Annotated in this window: 15 protein-coding genes; 7 read left to right on the top strand and 8 right to left on the bottom strand. The window is 33.7% G+C overall.

Annotated features, from left to right (window positions below; translation table 11 throughout):
* Nucleotides 1–63: 63 nt before the first annotated feature.
* From JFT89_RS19465 to JFT89_RS19450, 4 genes are all read right to left on the bottom strand, one after another.
* Complete coding sequence (locus tag JFT89_RS19465) at nucleotides 64–732, bottom strand: LSm family protein (RefSeq protein ID WP_002063608.1); 669 nt, start codon at nucleotides 730–732, stop codon at nucleotides 64–66.
* A 178-nt stretch (nucleotides 733–910) separates the two neighbouring features.
* Nucleotides 911–1,360: a hypothetical protein gene (locus JFT89_RS19460; RefSeq protein WP_016096994.1), complete on the bottom strand. Its 450-nt coding sequence runs from the start codon at nucleotides 1,358–1,360 to the stop codon at nucleotides 911–913.
* 26 nt (nucleotides 1,361–1,386) lie between these two features.
* Nucleotides 1,387–1,890, bottom strand: coding sequence for a hypothetical protein (locus JFT89_RS19455; RefSeq protein WP_002063607.1), 504 nt, complete (start codon nucleotides 1,888–1,890; stop codon nucleotides 1,387–1,389).
* A gap of 248 nt (nucleotides 1,891–2,138) precedes the next feature.
* Nucleotides 2,139–2,378, bottom strand: coding sequence for a helix-turn-helix domain-containing protein (locus tag JFT89_RS19450; RefSeq protein WP_002010190.1), 240 nt, complete (start codon nucleotides 2,376–2,378; stop codon nucleotides 2,139–2,141).
* Nucleotides 2,379–2,560: 182 nt separating this feature from the next.
* Here JFT89_RS19450 and JFT89_RS19445 point away from each other — a divergent pair, with 182 nt between their 5' ends.
* A complete protein-coding gene (locus tag JFT89_RS19445; RefSeq protein ID WP_002010187.1) occupies nucleotides 2,561–2,929 on the top strand; it encodes a hypothetical protein in 369 nt (122 codons plus the stop codon).
* A gap of 231 nt (nucleotides 2,930–3,160) precedes the next feature.
* Here the strand turns inward: JFT89_RS19445 and JFT89_RS19440 are convergent, their stop codons facing one another.
* Nucleotides 3,161–4,210 carry an NAD(P)/FAD-dependent oxidoreductase gene (locus JFT89_RS19440; protein ID WP_016096993.1) on the bottom strand — a complete coding sequence of 350 codons (1,050 nt, stop codon included), beginning with the start codon at nucleotides 4,208–4,210 and terminating at the stop codon, nucleotides 3,161–3,163.
* 330 nt (nucleotides 4,211–4,540) lie between these two features.
* Here JFT89_RS19440 and JFT89_RS19435 point away from each other — a divergent pair, with 330 nt between their 5' ends.
* The 3 genes from JFT89_RS19435 to JFT89_RS19425 are packed head-to-tail and all read left to right on the top strand — an operon-like array spanning nucleotide 4,541 to nucleotide 7,551.
* The gene (locus JFT89_RS19435) at nucleotides 4,541–5,458 is read left to right on the top strand and encodes an iron-hydroxamate ABC transporter substrate-binding protein (RefSeq protein ID WP_000732562.1); all 918 of its coding nucleotides are present in this window, start codon (nucleotides 4,541–4,543) and stop codon (nucleotides 5,456–5,458) included.
* A gap of 48 nt (nucleotides 5,459–5,506) precedes the next feature.
* The gene (locus JFT89_RS19430; RefSeq protein WP_002063605.1) at nucleotides 5,507–6,547 is read left to right on the top strand and encodes a FecCD family ABC transporter permease; all 1,041 of its coding nucleotides are present in this window, start codon (nucleotides 5,507–5,509) and stop codon (nucleotides 6,545–6,547) included.
* Entirely contained in the window at nucleotides 6,544–7,551 is a 1,008-nt protein-coding gene (locus JFT89_RS19425) for a FecCD family ABC transporter permease (protein ID WP_201040466.1), read from the top strand. Before JFT89_RS19430 ends, JFT89_RS19425 begins: the two co-directional genes overlap by 4 nt.
* Before the next feature lie 44 nt (nucleotides 7,552–7,595).
* Here JFT89_RS19425 and JFT89_RS19420 read toward each other — a convergent pair whose 3' ends face one another.
* Genes JFT89_RS19420 through mtnK form a run of 3 tightly spaced genes read right to left on the bottom strand, consistent with a single transcriptional unit; the run spans nucleotide 7,596 to nucleotide 10,571 of the window.
* Nucleotides 7,596–8,237 (bottom strand): L-fuculose-phosphate aldolase, encoded by a 642-nt coding sequence (locus JFT89_RS19420; protein WP_002063603.1) that lies wholly within the window; start codon nucleotides 8,235–8,237, stop codon nucleotides 7,596–7,598.
* Nucleotides 8,238–8,288: 51 nt separating this feature from the next.
* The gene (gene mtnA / locus JFT89_RS19415) at nucleotides 8,289–9,329 is read right to left on the bottom strand and encodes an S-methyl-5-thioribose-1-phosphate isomerase (RefSeq protein ID WP_033706345.1); all 1,041 of its coding nucleotides are present in this window, start codon (nucleotides 9,327–9,329) and stop codon (nucleotides 8,289–8,291) included.
* A gap of 12 nt (nucleotides 9,330–9,341) precedes the next feature.
* The gene (mtnK, locus tag JFT89_RS19410; RefSeq protein WP_201040465.1) at nucleotides 9,342–10,571 is read right to left on the bottom strand and encodes an S-methyl-5-thioribose kinase; all 1,230 of its coding nucleotides are present in this window, start codon (nucleotides 10,569–10,571) and stop codon (nucleotides 9,342–9,344) included.
* A gap of 448 nt (nucleotides 10,572–11,019) precedes the next feature.
* Between mtnK and JFT89_RS19405 the strand changes: the two genes are divergently transcribed.
* The 3 genes from JFT89_RS19405 to JFT89_RS19395 all read left to right on the top strand — a co-directional run bounded on the left by JFT89_RS19405 (nucleotide 11,020) and on the right by JFT89_RS19395 (nucleotide 15,332).
* Nucleotides 11,020–13,968, top strand: coding sequence for a histidine kinase (locus JFT89_RS19405; RefSeq protein ID WP_016096991.1), 2,949 nt, complete (start codon nucleotides 11,020–11,022; stop codon nucleotides 13,966–13,968).
* Nucleotides 13,956–14,723, top strand: coding sequence for a response regulator (locus JFT89_RS19400; RefSeq protein ID WP_016096990.1), 768 nt, complete (start codon nucleotides 13,956–13,958; stop codon nucleotides 14,721–14,723). The genes JFT89_RS19405 and JFT89_RS19400 overlap by 13 nt, the downstream gene beginning before the upstream one ends.
* Before the next feature lie 171 nt (nucleotides 14,724–14,894).
* On the top strand, nucleotides 14,895–15,332 hold the full coding sequence (locus tag JFT89_RS19395) for a DUF3978 family protein (protein WP_016096989.1): 438 nt from the start codon (nucleotides 14,895–14,897) through the stop codon (nucleotides 15,330–15,332).
* Nucleotides 15,333–15,350 lie beyond the last annotated feature (18 nt).

Raw genomic sequence — 15,350 nt, 5'->3', positions numbered from 1 at the left:
AACAAATAGGCTCGACCTTTTCTTCCCTATATATAAAAGAAAAAGCCAGCCCTTTCAACTAGTCTACGGACAATGGACAGATTTTACATGTTGAATATTTACATACATTTTTGCATCACGTGCTTTTAATATTTCAATATGCCCTTCATCAATTTTCGCCATCTTTCCGATTTTATTAGATTCTTCACCTAAATCAAACACCATAATTTTCCCAGACATTTTAATAAGCTGTTCTTCAAACGTTCTCGCTAAAGTAATATTTAATGGATTTACGGGGAGTTCATTTTTATTGAGGGAATAAGGGACTTGGTTCTCTTTATAAGGAATTAGCCATTTCAAATGCTTTAAAGATATATATACTGTTTTGTAAACAGGGCTATAAAAAACAATATAATCGTTCATAACACTTGTAACATAACCATGTATTGGAGCATTTCCTGCCACATAAATTTCTGTAAAAATCCCTTTAGATGTGATTAATACTTTTCTCAAAGAAATTGAAGGTGATTCCCTCTTAATTACAGAGTCCACACCAGGCTTTAATATTTCTTCATCATGCTCTCTTAAAAATTTATAATATTGGATATGGTATAAAGATATATATACATAGTCTTGTCCATTGTAAAGAACAACAATATCATTCCCTACATCAATTAATATACCTCTAAACCTTCTTTCACCGATTAATTTAACGTATATATTTTCCCCAATGTTCTTGTTTAACTCATTCATCTATATCCTCCTTTCTATGAAATTGCGCTTTTCTGTCTTCCATTTCAAAAAAATAATCAGGGGCAATGTTCTGTCTTTTAATAGTAAGAATTCTTTTTCATATACCGCGAAATTATTGAAGCAAAATATGAAATCGTTCTTCACTTCCAATCATAATGCCCCTCTTATTTATCAAACATTATTCTTCTTCATTCTTTTTACATTTAACTACTTGACTCACACTCTTAATATGATAAATAATCACGTAAATAACTTCATCACCATTTACTAGTGTTATACATTCATCATGTACTTCACTTAATAAGCCTTCCACACACTCTGGTCCACCACGGTTAATTTTCACCCACTTATACTTCAAGTCACGTAATACATCGACAAAATTATCATCATCAGAGTAGAAACGTGAGATATAGCAATCGCCACATTTACTTTCTTTCACTTTCTTAACTAGACTCTTCACATGTTTCAATTGGTAATATACTAATTCTCCATGAGGTAGTTGTAGTGTAAGGTAATCTCCCCCTAACGATACAAGTATTCCCACTCGACTTTCTGGTCCGCGAAGATTTACTTTTACATTCTCACCAACTAAACTTTTAATTTGCTCACAGTATAATACACTCTCCAAATTTGTCTCCCCCTTTCTTATTATCATTATCTTCTTGATTGTCTTTGTGCACGAGCTCGACTTGAATTATTGCTACTTTCATCACTTTTCTCATCGCTCTCTTCGCATACTGGTTCGTTATAACTAACACTTTTAATATGAGCTAGTGCTATTAATACAACTTCTTCTTTTATAATTAACGTTACGTAATCGCAAGAAACATCTTGTAAAATCCCTTCAACTTTCTCTGGGCCACCACGATTAATTTTTACCCAACGGTATTTGAAGCTTAGAAGCATTTTTTCGAAATCTTCTGCATAATCATATTCCAACCATCCACAATCATCTTCTACACAATCTTTCGTATTTTTTGTAACACTTTTCAGATGACGAAGCTGATAGTAATAGTGCTCTCCTTTTTCATTCTTTAATACGAAGTAGTCCGTATATACTGATACTATTGTCCCTTTTTGAGATTCTGGTCCACCTCTGTTTACTCTTACATAAGATCCAATTAAATCTTTCAAAAAATCACAATGAAATAAACTCACGAGAAAACCCCTTCCATTAATTTATAAGCTTTTGCACTGATAGTATATGTATCTGTACAGGTTATGTTCGCTATGTTTGTCCCCGCTATGAAAAAATATGCTTTTAACTAATAGTACTAATCCCTATAAAATCTTCTTTCCCTTAAAGTAACTCTAGGATTTCGGATGACTTTTTCATCCCTTAATATAAAAAGCCCCCGTATTAAGATACATTTCTGCATATCTTAATACGGGGGCTTTTTATAAATTTAATCTTCGTCTTTAACATCCATATCTTCTGGAATTGGTTCATTTAATATTTCTTCCACTAACTGCTTATATTTCTCCATTTGTTCTAAATGTGTATTAAACTGTTCCTTATTTATTAAATATTGCTCTCCATCAAACAATGCACGAACTTTCTTTTGCTGAATTAAGTCTTCAACATACGATTTTGGTAATTTCAAATACTCCGCAGCCTCTTCTATCGTTATATACAATGTGTTCATTCCTTTATTATTTTTTCATATACATAATGTATCTTACTTTATTTTTGTAAACAAATAAAAAAGATTTTGTAAATACAAATTAAAAAGCAGGTAGATGCATTCCATATATTGTATAATAGTATAGTAAGTATTTTTTTAAATATAGAATGGTATTACCCATTTACACAAAGGAGAGTTAACATATGGCTACTCGTCACATCATTACAATGTTAGAAAAAACATTACGAGTTGAAACAGAAAACACAATTTCTCATCTATCTAAATCTTTATCCGATCGTATTCTTTCACAAAGTGCAGCAGTACATGAAAATAATTGTTATCATACGATTGGTGAATGGTACAAAAATCATTTCTTATTCCAACAAGATGATTTCCTTTGGGCTAAATACGTTTTCTATGATGCATATTGTGAAGCTATAAAAAAACAAGGCAATCTTACAAAACGCGTTCGTCAAATATTAGAATCATTAGCTCGACAACATGGAAAACAATATATTGTTTCTATACAAAATATTCCATTTCCTAATGAACAGGAAAAAGGGACAGCATAATTTAATAATGGTCCGCACAAACCAACTATAGATTCATTGTTTCCTAGAAAGATTTACAAATAAAATGTTCAAGTCTTTGTATTCCCTTTTTATAGAAATACATTCATATGACATGGACTAATGAAAACGGTGTCATGAAAATGATTGAAAATATAGTAAACAGGAAAAACCCCATTTGTATCTCTCGTCCATAGAAATAGAGATGTAAATGGGGGTATACTTGTTCCTTTATTATTTCATCATCTGCTTAATCAATTCTCGATTTCTCTTCTTAAATACTTCATTATGGGAAGAAACCATTCCGTACTCACTTGCATCAGGTTGAATAAATTGTTTTGCTTTATTCACAGCGTTTCCAGCATCTTGGAATGCCCCTGCAATTAAATGCAATTTCCCGTCATGCTTTAAAATATCTCCAGCGGCATATAATCCGTCTACCGAGGACTCACTATTTGCATTCCCTGCAATATAATAATTATCAACAATAGCAACATCTAGCTCACTATTTTCTAATAATGTTATATCGCGTTCATATCCATGATTAATAATAACTTCATCGATAGATAAATGAGAAATTTCTCCAGTTTCATGATTTGTTAATTCTATATATTCAATCGCTTCATGGTTATCACCAGCAATTAATTTTGTAATCGATGTATTAAAGAAACATTCTGCTGAACTGTTCATAAGTTGTTTTACTTGTGCTTCATGACCAGATAATTCTTCTTTTCTATATGTTAAATAAACTTTTTTCGCGATTGGTTCTAATTCGTTTGCCCAATCAATTGCGGAGTTCCCTCCGCCTGAAATAATTACCGTTTTATCTTTGAAACGTTTTAACGATTTAACTGTATAATTTAAATTTGAGACTTCGAATCTCTCAGCACCTTCAATTGATAACTTTTGTGGATTCAATATACCACTCCCAGTTGCGACGATCACTGTTTTTGAAAAATGTTCTTCCCCAGAGCTTGTTTTCAACGTAAAAATGCCATCCTGATTACGAATAATTGATTCTATTTTTGTATTCAATACAACTTCAGGCTGAAATGTTAATCCTTGTTGTACAAGTTGCTCAATTAATTTCTCACCAGTAACCGGTAATAATCCGCCAATATCCCAAATCATTTTCTCCGGATAAACATGTATTTTTCCACCTAACTGTGGTTGAAATTCTATTATTTTCGTTTTCATCTCTCTTAGTCCACTATAAAAAGCTGAATAAAGCCCTGCAGGTCCTCCGCCTATCACAGTTACATCAAACAATTCTTCTTGATTCATTCGTGTCACTCCTCAGCTACTAATAATTGATTATCATTCTCAATAAAATATAACTTGTTTTTATAAATTTTACAATCAAAATCACTATTGACAATACACCTATATAAAATTATAGTATTTAAAGAATCAATAGTGATAATCATTATCAATTTGTTAATTATTAGCAACTGCGAGATTACATCTTCTTCTATTACTATGGTGAATACTATATGGTAAAATCTCAAGTTCAAGATTGTTAATAAGACTTTTGTATTACCACTAACTTTTCAAAAGATCAAAGCTAAACAATTTATTGTATATCACATATCATCTATCAAAAGGAGAAAGACGATGAAAAAATTATTCATTTCACTAACAGTTCTGTTCGTCCTTGTTATGAGTGCTTGTAGCAACGGGTCAACAGACAAGAAGAACGACGCAAAAGGTAAGAAATCAGAAACAATTACATACCAATCTGAAAATGGTAAAGTAGAAGTTCCAGCAAATCCACAACGTGTTGTTGTCCTATCATCATTCGCTGGTAACGTAATGTCATTAGGTGTAAATCTTGTTGGGGTAGATTCATGGTCTAAACAAAACCCACGTTTTGATAGCAAACTGAAAAATGTCGCTGAAGTATCAGATGAGAATGTTGAAAAGATTGCAGAATTAAATCCAGATTTAATCATTGGTTTATCAAATATTAAAAATGTTGATAAGTTAAAGAAAATCGCTCCTACTGTAACATACACTTACGGAAAAGTTGATTACTTAACACAACACTTAGAAATCGGTAAATTATTAAATAAAGAAAAAGAAGCAAAAACTTGGGTTGATGATTTCAAGAAACGCGCACAAACAGCTGGAAAAGACATTAAAGCGAAGATCGGTGAAGATGCAACAGTTTCTGTTGTTGAAAACTTCAACAAACAGCTTTATGTATACGGCGAGAACTGGGGCCGTGGAACAGAAATTCTTTACCAAGAAATGAAATTAAAAATGCCTGAAAAAGTAAAAGAAAAAGCTTTAAAAGAAGGATACTACGCATTATCTACTGAGGTATTACCTGAGTTTGCTGGTGATTACTTAATCGTAAGTAAAAATAAAGATACTGATAACTCATTCCAAGAGACAGAATCATATAAAAACATTCCAGCAGTAAAAAATAATCGTGTATATGAAGCAAACATGATGGAATTCTATTTCAATGATCCACTTACATTAGATTTCCAACTAGACTTCTTCAAGAAGAGCTTTCTTGGTCAATAATACAAACATGAGGAATTCTTAATTTAAGAATTCCTCTTCCTTTATTCTATGAAAAGAAAAGATGTGAAACTGATGAAAAAAGAGCAAGACAACCTACGTTCCAACGCTTTTACATACAAATTAATTTTGAGTATCATTGCATTCTTTCTTATTTTTACGTTTGCAATGGTGTTAGGCGCTGCAGATACTTCTATAAAAGACGTATGGTTAGCACTTACTTCCTCTGCTAAAGGAGATAAGCTATCCATCCTTCGTGAAATACGTTTACCACGTGAAGTTGCTGCTATTTTTGTAGGAGCTGGACTCGCTGTTTCTGGTGCAATTATGCAAGGATTAACGCGAAACCCACTTGCCGATCCTGGATTACTTGGCCTAACTGGTGGCGCAAATGCTGCACTTGCACTAACACTTGCCTTCAATCCTTCTATAAGCTACCTTTACTTAACACTAGCTTGCTTTATCGGTGCTGCAATTGGCGCTATTATGGTATTTGGAATTGGCATGGTGAAAAAGGGTGGACTTTCCCCTCTTCGAATTGTATTAGCTGGTGCTGCTGTTTCAGCATTTCTACTTGCAATCTCAGAAGGTGTTGGCATTTACTTTAAAATTTCACAAGATGTATCAATGTGGACGGCTGGGGGCGTAATTGGAACGAGTTGGAGCCAATTAAAAATTATTATTCCGGTTATTTCAATAAGTATATTTATCGCTATCTTACTTGCAAAGAAATTAACAGTTCTTAGTTTCAGTGAAGAAGTTGCCGTTGGACTCGGTCAAAAAATTATCGTCATTAAAACGATTTTATTTATCATTATTATCTTGCTTGCAGGTGCTTCTGTAGCGCTTGTCGGAAACATGGCATTTATCGGCCTTATGGTACCCCATATGGTTCGTCCAATCGTTGGGCCAGATTACCGTTTTGTTATACCGATGTCAGCGATCGCTGGTGCTTCCTTTATGCTGCTCGCAGATACAATCGGACGTACAATTAACGCTCCGTATGAAACACCAGTTGCTGCAATCGTCGCAATTGTAGGATTACCATTCTTCCTATTCATTGTTCGTAAAGGAGGAAGAACTTTCTCATGATGCAATCTATTATAAAGAAACAACGCCTTATCATACTTGCATTACTCATACTTACCATCACAACAATTGTAATTGGAATGGGACTCGGTTCTGCCGCTCTCTCCTATGACAGATTAATCCCAACACTTATGGGACAAGGTACATTTAAAGAAGAATTCGTTTTATATTCTTTAAGGCTACCTAGAATCGTCATTACATTATTAGCCGGTATGGCACTCGCTTTATCAGGTGCTATATTACAAGGTATTACCCGAAACGATTTAGCTGAACCTGGTATTCTCGGCATTAACGCTGGTGCTGGTGTTGCAGTTTCTGTTTTCTTTCTATACTTCCCGATAGACGTAGGTTCATTTCTTTACCTACTACCAGTCGTTGGATTTATCGGTGCGTTTCTAACAGCTGTTCTAATTTACGTATTTTCATATAGCAAATCCACAGGCCTTCAGCCAATAAGATTAACATTAACCGGCATCGGTTTTTCCTTTGCACTATCTGGCGCGATGATTGTACTTATTTCATCTGCAGATCGTATGAAAGTAGACTTTATCGCTAAATGGATTGCCGGAAACATTTGGGGAGATGACTGGACATTTGTTTTAGCAATGCTTCCATGGCTAATCGTATTAATCCCATTTGTCTTCTATAAAGCAAATCGATTAAATATACTAGCATTAAACGAACCAATAGCAATCGGTGTTGGAATTGAAATTGAAAAAGAACGAAGATACTTATTAATCGCAGCCGTTGCACTTGCTGCCGCTGCTGTTTCCGTAACAGGAGGCATTAGCTTTATCGGACTTATGGCTCCTCACATCGCCAAATCTTTAGTAGGTCCAAGGCATCAAATATTCATCCCTATCGCCGTTTTAATCGGCGGATGGTTATTACTACTAGCGGATACAATTGGACGAAATATCGTCGAACCTAGCGGTATTCCAGCTGGTATTGTCGTTGCTTTAATTGGTGCACCTTACTTTATGTATTTGTTGCTTAAGAAAGTGTAAGAAACACCCTCAAGATTTTTTCTTGAGGGTGTTTTCATTTCATTCTACTGCTGTCCATACCCTTCAAACTTCTTCGACAAATTCTCCATCTCGTCTTCTGGCAGTAATTTCGGTTCTCCGACACTTTTCGTTTGATAATAAATTTGAGCACAAAACTCTATTTCTTCTGCAATAGTAAACGCCATTTTTATATTATTTGCACCAGCCATTAAACCATGATTCGCAAGTAAAACTGCACGACGATCAATCATTCCTTCAAAAGCAGCCTCTGCTAATTGCTTCGTACCAAATGTTTCATATGGTGCACAGCGAACATTCGGACCTGCAAAAGCAATTAAATATGATACAGCAGGAAGTTCCCATCCTAATGATGCGATTGTCTTCGCATAAGGAGAATGTGTATGTACAAGCGCATTTATATCTTCACGATTTCTATAATAGATAAGGTGCATATCTAATTCGCTTGATGGTTTTCTCTCTCCTTCTATCACTTCACCATCTAAATTCAATATAACTACATCTTCAGGCGTCGTTTCATAATAATCTAGACCACTTGGGCTAATTGCAACAAGACCTTGTTCACGATTGAAAATACTAATATTACCGCCAGTCCCCTTTGTTAAACCACTAGAAATCATTTTCTTTCCGTACGCTACAACTTCTTCTCTTTCGTTTTGTAATAACATATACATCCCCCTAAGTATGAAGCTTATGATGACTGACTATATATCTACTTACTAAAATAGCTTTTTTAAGTTCTCCGTAAACGGTGCTTCCACAATCCCTTTTTCCGTAATAATCGCTGTTACATTTTCATATGGCGTGACATCAAATGCCGGATTGTATACTTTACTTTCTTGCGGAGCAGAGTATTGTCCGAAACGATTGATCACTTCAGAAGCATCTCTTTCTTCAATTGGAATTTCTTTTCCTGTCGGTGTTTTCAAATCAATTGTCGGCGTTGGTGCTGCTACATAAAACGGAATGTTATAATATTTAGCCAAAATCGAAACACCTAATGTTCCAATTTTATTTGCTACATCCCCATTTGCTGCTACGCGGTCACATCCAACGATTACCGCATCAATTTTCCCTTGTGACATGACCATTGCTGCCATATTATCTGTAATGACCGTTACATCAATTCCCGCTCGCTGCAGTTCTAATGCCGTTAACGTTGAACCTTGTAATCTAGGGCGTGTTTCATCGGCATAGATTTTTAAGTCCCATCCTCTTTCTTTCGCTAAGTACATTGGAGCTGTCGCAGTACCATACTTAGTCGTTGCTAACGCACCTGCATTACAATGCGTTAATACCCCCATGCCATCATGGAATAATGTTAATGCATGTTCTCCAATTTGACGGTTAATTTCTTCATCTTCTCTATGAATCTCTTTTGCTTCTTCTAATAATCTATCTTTCAACTGCGCGATTGATAAGTGAGCATTCTCTTTCGCTACACTTTCCATTCTTTCAAGCGCCCAAAATAAATTTACTGCCGTCGGTCTTGATGTCGCTAAGTATGCACATACCTTTTTTACTTCCTCTATGAATTCTTCCACCGAACTTTCCGCAACTTCCTTTACTCCTAAATACACACCGTAGGCTACTGAAACACCTATTGCCGGCGCTCCTCGTACTTTCATTACTTGAATCGCATCCCACACACCCTCAGCCGTTTTAAAAGATTCATAGACTACTTCGTTCGGTAATACCGTTTGATCCAATAACACTAAAGCATCATCTTTCCACTGAATTGGTATTAATTGCTCTGCCATCATCTTCTCTCCTTATTTCGCACTATGCATTGACTGTTTTTTTAACGTTTCTACAAAGCTACTACCTATTTCATATTGATTCGCTTGTAAAATAAACTTCTTCGCTGCCTGAAGACAAATTCGCTCCGCTCTAGCACGCGCTGCATCATTCTCAATACAAGTAATATCCTTTACCTTCGCTAGACCAACAATACGACGAATTAGCTCAAGACCCGTCACTGCAGATGTATCCTCTAATACAGATTGTAAATAAACTCGGTTAAAGCCTTCTTCCTTCGCCATAATCTCGGTCACATGAATATCCCAAGCATCTAAAAACTTCTTCTTAAATAAATCAATTACATCTATAATGGTAGATTCTATCCAGTTCATATATGTATCTTTCTCAATACCAGATTGCATCACTGCATCTGCATTCACCCAAGCAAACATTAAATTTGCCATTACATTCCCAACGTCATATCCCATAGGTCCATAAAAAGCAAATTCAGGATCAATAACCTTTGTAGAATCACTTTTTACAAAAACAGAACCAGTATGTAAATCACCGTGAAGCAGCGCTTGTGCATTCGTCATAAAAGAAAACTTAAGTTTTGCTACTTCCATACGAAGCTCTTTATCACTATAAATATGCTCTCTAATCCATCCTTCATTTAATTGAAACAATTCGTTGCGTTTATTATGATTTGTGAATGGCTCTGAATATACGAGGTCCTCTGTAATCTCACATAACTCAGGATTTATATAATTCTTCACGAGTTCCTTCTTCTCTTTATGATTCATTACAACATCTGATGTTAATAGAAGAGTATTTACCATAAAAGTAGTTACATCATCAGCAAGCTTCGGGAACATTTGATGATTTATGAGTGCTGTGCGTAATATTGTGTGATCTGATAAATCTTCCATCACGCAACAATTCATCACACTATCAAACAAATATACATTTGGCACGAGTCCAGATGCTAACTCTCCTTCTAATCGCAAAACATCTGATTCTATACGGATTCGATTCGTCGACAACTTAAACTCATCTGAAATACGCGCTGTATCCCCAGCTTGCTTTACAATGACAGAAATATTCTTCTGTTCATCACAAACGCGGAACACATAATTTAAATTACCATCACCTATTTCTTTACACTTTAGCCCCTTTACATGTTCGAACTTAGGTAATTTCTCTTGCACATATGCAATCACATCTTTAGCTTCCATTAAAAAATACTTCGTGAACTTAGACATGGCTTCCCCTCCACACTAATTGTAAGCGTTTTCTAAAAGCTATAAAAAAAATAATAGGGTGAAATTTTTTATCCTACAACTAATGTCTTCTTTTTGAAAGATGTATCTAGATTTTATTATAGCTCGTTAAAGATGGGAGTCAATGCCTCCATTTCCCTAGTTTATTCTCTATAACTAAAGGAAAACTTTAATCAATCGAGGGTTTGTCTATCCCTATTGATTATTAACTCGCACCAATTGGGCCTCTACAGTCAGCCGGCTCCGCCCTAACTTCTTTATTTTCCATTCGAACTTCGATGTGGGAATCTTATTGTCCATAAATTGCGGGATAAGTGTTAAAAATTACGAATTTCATAACACATTGACACATTAAATTCATATATCTAAAATATAAAATTTAAATACTAAGAATTTTATTATATATTATTGAAGAAGAGGTGATTACCCCATGTGGAAACAAGCCATTGGTTGGCTTCTCATCACTGTGATGATGCTTTTAATTATAAATATTAACTTTCGAGATAGTGATACAAATCTCATTCAAAAACGTGCACAAAATGGTACGCTTAATTTAAGTGATCTTCCTTCAAATGCGAAAATATTATCTTTAGCAGGCGAATGGAAATTCACCCCAAATGAATTTGTAAATTCGAACGAATTTCAAGACCAAGCTCCAAACCAACTCGTACCAGGACAGTGGGAATCCAAAGCACAATATGGTGCTTATCAATTAAAGATCTTGCTACCTAAGCATTTTTCTGAAGTTGGTTTTCGAATTCGAAATATTTGGTCAGCCCATACTATTTATGTAAACGACGAAAAAGTTTCTGAAGTAGGCCAGATCGGAAAATCAAAAGAAAATACAAAACCTGAAAACCCATCATATGAAATTTATTTAACACCGAAAACAAAAGAGCTACTCATAACAATTCAAGTTTCAAATTTTTATAATGTACGGGGAGGTATAATTTTCCCAATCGATTTCGGTGATGCTAAAGCGATGCGAGAAGACGTAGCGGAAGATACAAATATTGAATGGACAGCAGTTTCCATATTATTAGTTTTTAGTATTTTTCATCTCACTATCTTCTTGCTACGTAAAAAAGATGATGGCTTTTTTTATAGTGGTTGTTATTTCCTAAGCCTTGCACTAATTGTTATGACACGTGGGGAGCGTATATTACTTCGCGCTGTTCCTAATATTCCTTTTGAAATTTATTTTCGATTACAAGACTCTATTACATTTTTTAGTGCAATTTTATTACCATTGTTTATTTCAAAAACTATGCCTACTATTATAAATAAAAAACAAATGCTTTTATTATTTTCGCCTTTCTTTATTTATAGTGTAAGCATAATCTTATTTCCAGCTCGATCTCTATCTAATCTACAAACACTATTCTTTTTTTATATGAATATAATGTTATTGTGGATTATCCTAAGAATGACTCAGCTAATCATACAAAAAAAGTGGATTATTAATAAAAATGAAATTTTAATTTTTATCCTTATGTTACTTACTCTATTTATGTTTCTCTTTAGCGGCACACTAGAACAACTTTTTGCATCAGGTCGTAACATATTTAATCGCTTTGGACTAATAGGTTTCATTATTATGATGAATGTCTTTTTAGGCACACGTTTTATTAATCGTACCGAAGAAGCTGAGCACTTATCGAAAAAATTAGAAGCTATTCATTTAACAAAAGATTCTTTTTTAAAAGTAACGACCCAAGAATTAAAAAATCCTTTATACCATGCAATTAATTTAATTAAATCTGTAAAATCTAATGATAAAAAAGAAAAGCATTCTAATGAGTTACATCTACTGGAACAACTTACGGAACGTTTACTATATCTTACTAATGATTTACAGGATTTCACAAAAATTAAATTTCATGATTATTCTTTTGTAGGAAAATCAACAAATATAAAAATGGTTGTGAATCACGTTTATAAATTAATGGAACTACCCCTCTCAAGAAAAAACATTATGTATCAAGAATACATACCGAAGAATTTGCATGGACTAGTAGACGAAGATCGATTAACACAAGTACTTTATCGTATTTTAGAAGAATGTTGTTACTATGCAGTAAGTGGAAAAATTGTTATTGATACTCAACATATAGGAGAAAATATTCATTTAACCTTTAAAGCTACTAGAAGTTCTAATTTTACGTATGAAGAAGCTCATACTGAAGTTGGATTATTAATAAGTAAAGAACTGCTAGAACGCATGAATGGGCAGTTACAAATTGAATACTATAAAACTTCTATTCTATTTAAAATAAAAGTTCCTTTTTATGAATATAAAGAAATACCTACTATTTTAAAGGAACGACATGGTTTTAAAGAAGTTTCCCAAGTAAATACTAGCCATCAACCAAAAATTTTAATTGTAGATGATGATGTCATACATACAGAGGTACTAAAATCTTTACTATCCGAAAAATACAATATTAACATTGTCCATTCAGCTCAAGAAGCTATTTTCTTGCTAGAGAAAACTAAAGATTTCTCGCTTCTTATTATAGATGAAACTCTTCCCGAAATTGGAGGAATTGAGTTGGCCAAACATATACGCAAAAAAACATCCATATTAGAATTACCTATTCTAATGTTAAGTTCAAAAGATTATCCAACTCATGTAGATAATATATTTGCAAGTGGAATAACCGATTACTTAGTTAAACCTTGTACAAAACAAGTACTATTAGCTAGACTGCATACTATTTTCCAAACAAGAGAAGCCATACTGCAAGCATTCGAAAATGAAATGGCCTTTCTACAGGCCCAAATCAAACCACACTTCTTATATAATGCAATGAGTAATATTATTTCATTCTGTTATACAGATAGTGAACGTGCTGCACATCTCCTAACGATGTTAAGCTCCTACTTACGCTATATCTTTGAGTCTGGAAAAGAAGCAAATTATTCTACATTACAAAAGGAACTTTCTATCATTCAAGCATATGTAGAAATAGAAAAGGCACGATTTGGCGAACGTCTTTCTTTTTCATATGAAGTTGATACCGTCCAATCTTTAGATGAAATATATATACCTAACTTACTCGTACAACCATTTGTGGAAAATGCAATACGCCACGGCCTATTTGAGAAAGAAGGAAACGGTCATGTACAAATTAATATAAAACAAATAAAACAGATTTTATTTATACAAGTAATAGATGACGGTATAGGAATGTCAGAAACAACTATACACAATTTATTAAATGGAACTCTTAAGAATCAAGGAATTGGATTTTCAAATGTTTTACGTCGTGTTCGAAAGTTTTCCAATGGAACTGTAGAGATTTATTCTATTGAAAATAAAGGAACAACTATTAATGTAACAATTCCATTAAAGGAGAGAAAGCAGTGTGGCGAATAGTAATAATAGAAGATGAAAAACCCATTTTAGATTTACATAATCATTTATTAATAAAACATGGTGAATTTCAAGTTATTGATACTTTCCAGTCACCATTAGAGGCACTTAAAATGCTTCCTCTTTACACATTAGACGCTATTTTATTAGACATTGAAATGCCTAAAATGACAGGAATTGAACTCGCTCAAAAGTTAGTAAGTGAAGGCATTGATGTTCCGGTTATTTTCTCTACAGCTTATCCAAACTATGCTTTAGAAGCTTTTCGGGTACAAGCTCTTGATTATATTTTAAAACCGTTGACACCTAATGCTGTAAAAGATTTAGATTACCGCCTCAAAAAATATTATGGTGTTTCGAATCAACAAAGAAATTCAAACACCCTTCAAGTACAACTATACGGTAATACCTTTGTAAAAAAAGATCATCAATCGCTAAAATGGCCTACCCGTGTTACTGAAGAGCTTTTTTATTACTTCCTTCTCCATAAAGAAAAAGCTGTTTCAAAATGGCATATTATTGACGATATTTGGCCTAACATAGCGGAAAAACGTGCACTAGCAAATTTGTATAATACTATTTATCGAATACGTCAACTATTCAGTGAGCTAAATGTTCCTATCACAATCGAGCGTACAACAGATGGTTATGCAATGCATATTAACCAAACAATTCAATTTATAGAAAAGCATAATACTAACGACCTATTATTAGAGTCAAAAGGGTATTTATGGGCTTACAAACTTCAAAGCATATAACTTTAAAAAACCTGTCTCTATGTGGAGACAGGTTTTTCATTTTATAAAAAATATCTTGAGAGATTTTTGAGAGAAACGTTTGATAAATTAATTAATGGAGATAAACCATATTTAAAGTATTCCCTCATCAATGAAAATAATTTCTTAATACATATACTAAAGGAGAAGAAGATGAATACTTATAATAACCAAAATATTGTACTTACAAATATTGAATCCATTTCCGATAGAACGAATTTTAATTTATATTTACAAGAATCCAATGATTTCGATCCTAACCTAATAAAATGCACAATGTTAGAATTTATCGTCACGAAAGAAAATGTGAAGATTTATATAAAACATACGCCAAATTGTGATTCTGAAAATTACATGATCAAAGAGTATATGATTCCAAGCAAAGTATTCCATTATGTTTTCCCCACTATTCACGAAAGTAATGAAGATATATCCGTACAAATGCAATGTTTTGGTATAAATGGTGAACTACTAATTACGGAAAGACTATTTATCCATAAAAATAATCATTTAAACTCCAAGTTACGTGCATTTTTCGAAGCATTGAATAGCAATATACGTAGCGCCCTACATACATTAAAAATAAATTAAAAAATAATCCACCAAGCA

It is taken from the genome of Bacillus sp. TH25 (genome assembly GCF_016650935.1).
GTDB lineage: Bacteria > Bacillota > Bacilli > Bacillales > Bacillaceae_G > Bacillus_A > Bacillus_A mycoides.
Note: the sequence above shows the minus strand (reverse complement) of the source record. Positions and strands in the feature narration are given on the sequence as shown.

Coding starts and splice junctions, on each gene's coding strand:
- JFT89_RS19465 (WP_002063608.1), bottom strand. CDS start 732: ATGAATGAGTTAAACAAGAACATTGGGGAAAATATATACGTTAAATTA.
- JFT89_RS19450 (WP_002010190.1), bottom strand. CDS start 2,378: ATGAACACATTGTATATAACGATAGAAGAGGCTGCGGAGTATTTGAAA.
- JFT89_RS19445 (WP_002010187.1), top strand. CDS start 2,561: ATGGCTACTCGTCACATCATTACAATGTTAGAAAAAACATTACGAGTT.
- JFT89_RS19440 (WP_016096993.1), bottom strand. CDS start 4,210: ATGAATCAAGAAGAATTGTTTGATGTAACTGTGATAGGCGGAGGACCT.
- JFT89_RS19435 (WP_000732562.1), top strand. CDS start 4,541: ATGAAAAAATTATTCATTTCACTAACAGTTCTGTTCGTCCTTGTTATG.
- JFT89_RS19430 (WP_002063605.1), top strand. CDS start 5,507: ATGAAAAGAAAAGATGTGAAACTGATGAAAAAAGAGCAAGACAACCTA.
- JFT89_RS19425 (WP_201040466.1), top strand. CDS start 6,544: ATGATGCAATCTATTATAAAGAAACAACGCCTTATCATACTTGCATTA.
- JFT89_RS19420 (WP_002063603.1), bottom strand. CDS start 8,237: ATGTTATTACAAAACGAAAGAGAAGAAGTTGTAGCGTACGGAAAGAAA.
- mtnA (WP_033706345.1), bottom strand. CDS start 9,329: ATGGCAGAGCAATTAATACCAATTCAGTGGAAAGATGATGCTTTAGTG.
- mtnK (WP_201040465.1), bottom strand. CDS start 10,571: ATGTCTAAGTTCACGAAGTATTTTTTAATGGAAGCTAAAGATGTGATT.
- JFT89_RS19405 (WP_016096991.1), top strand. CDS start 11,020: ATGTGGAAACAAGCCATTGGTTGGCTTCTCATCACTGTGATGATGCTT.
- JFT89_RS19395 (WP_016096989.1), top strand. CDS start 14,895: ATGAATACTTATAATAACCAAAATATTGTACTTACAAATATTGAATCC.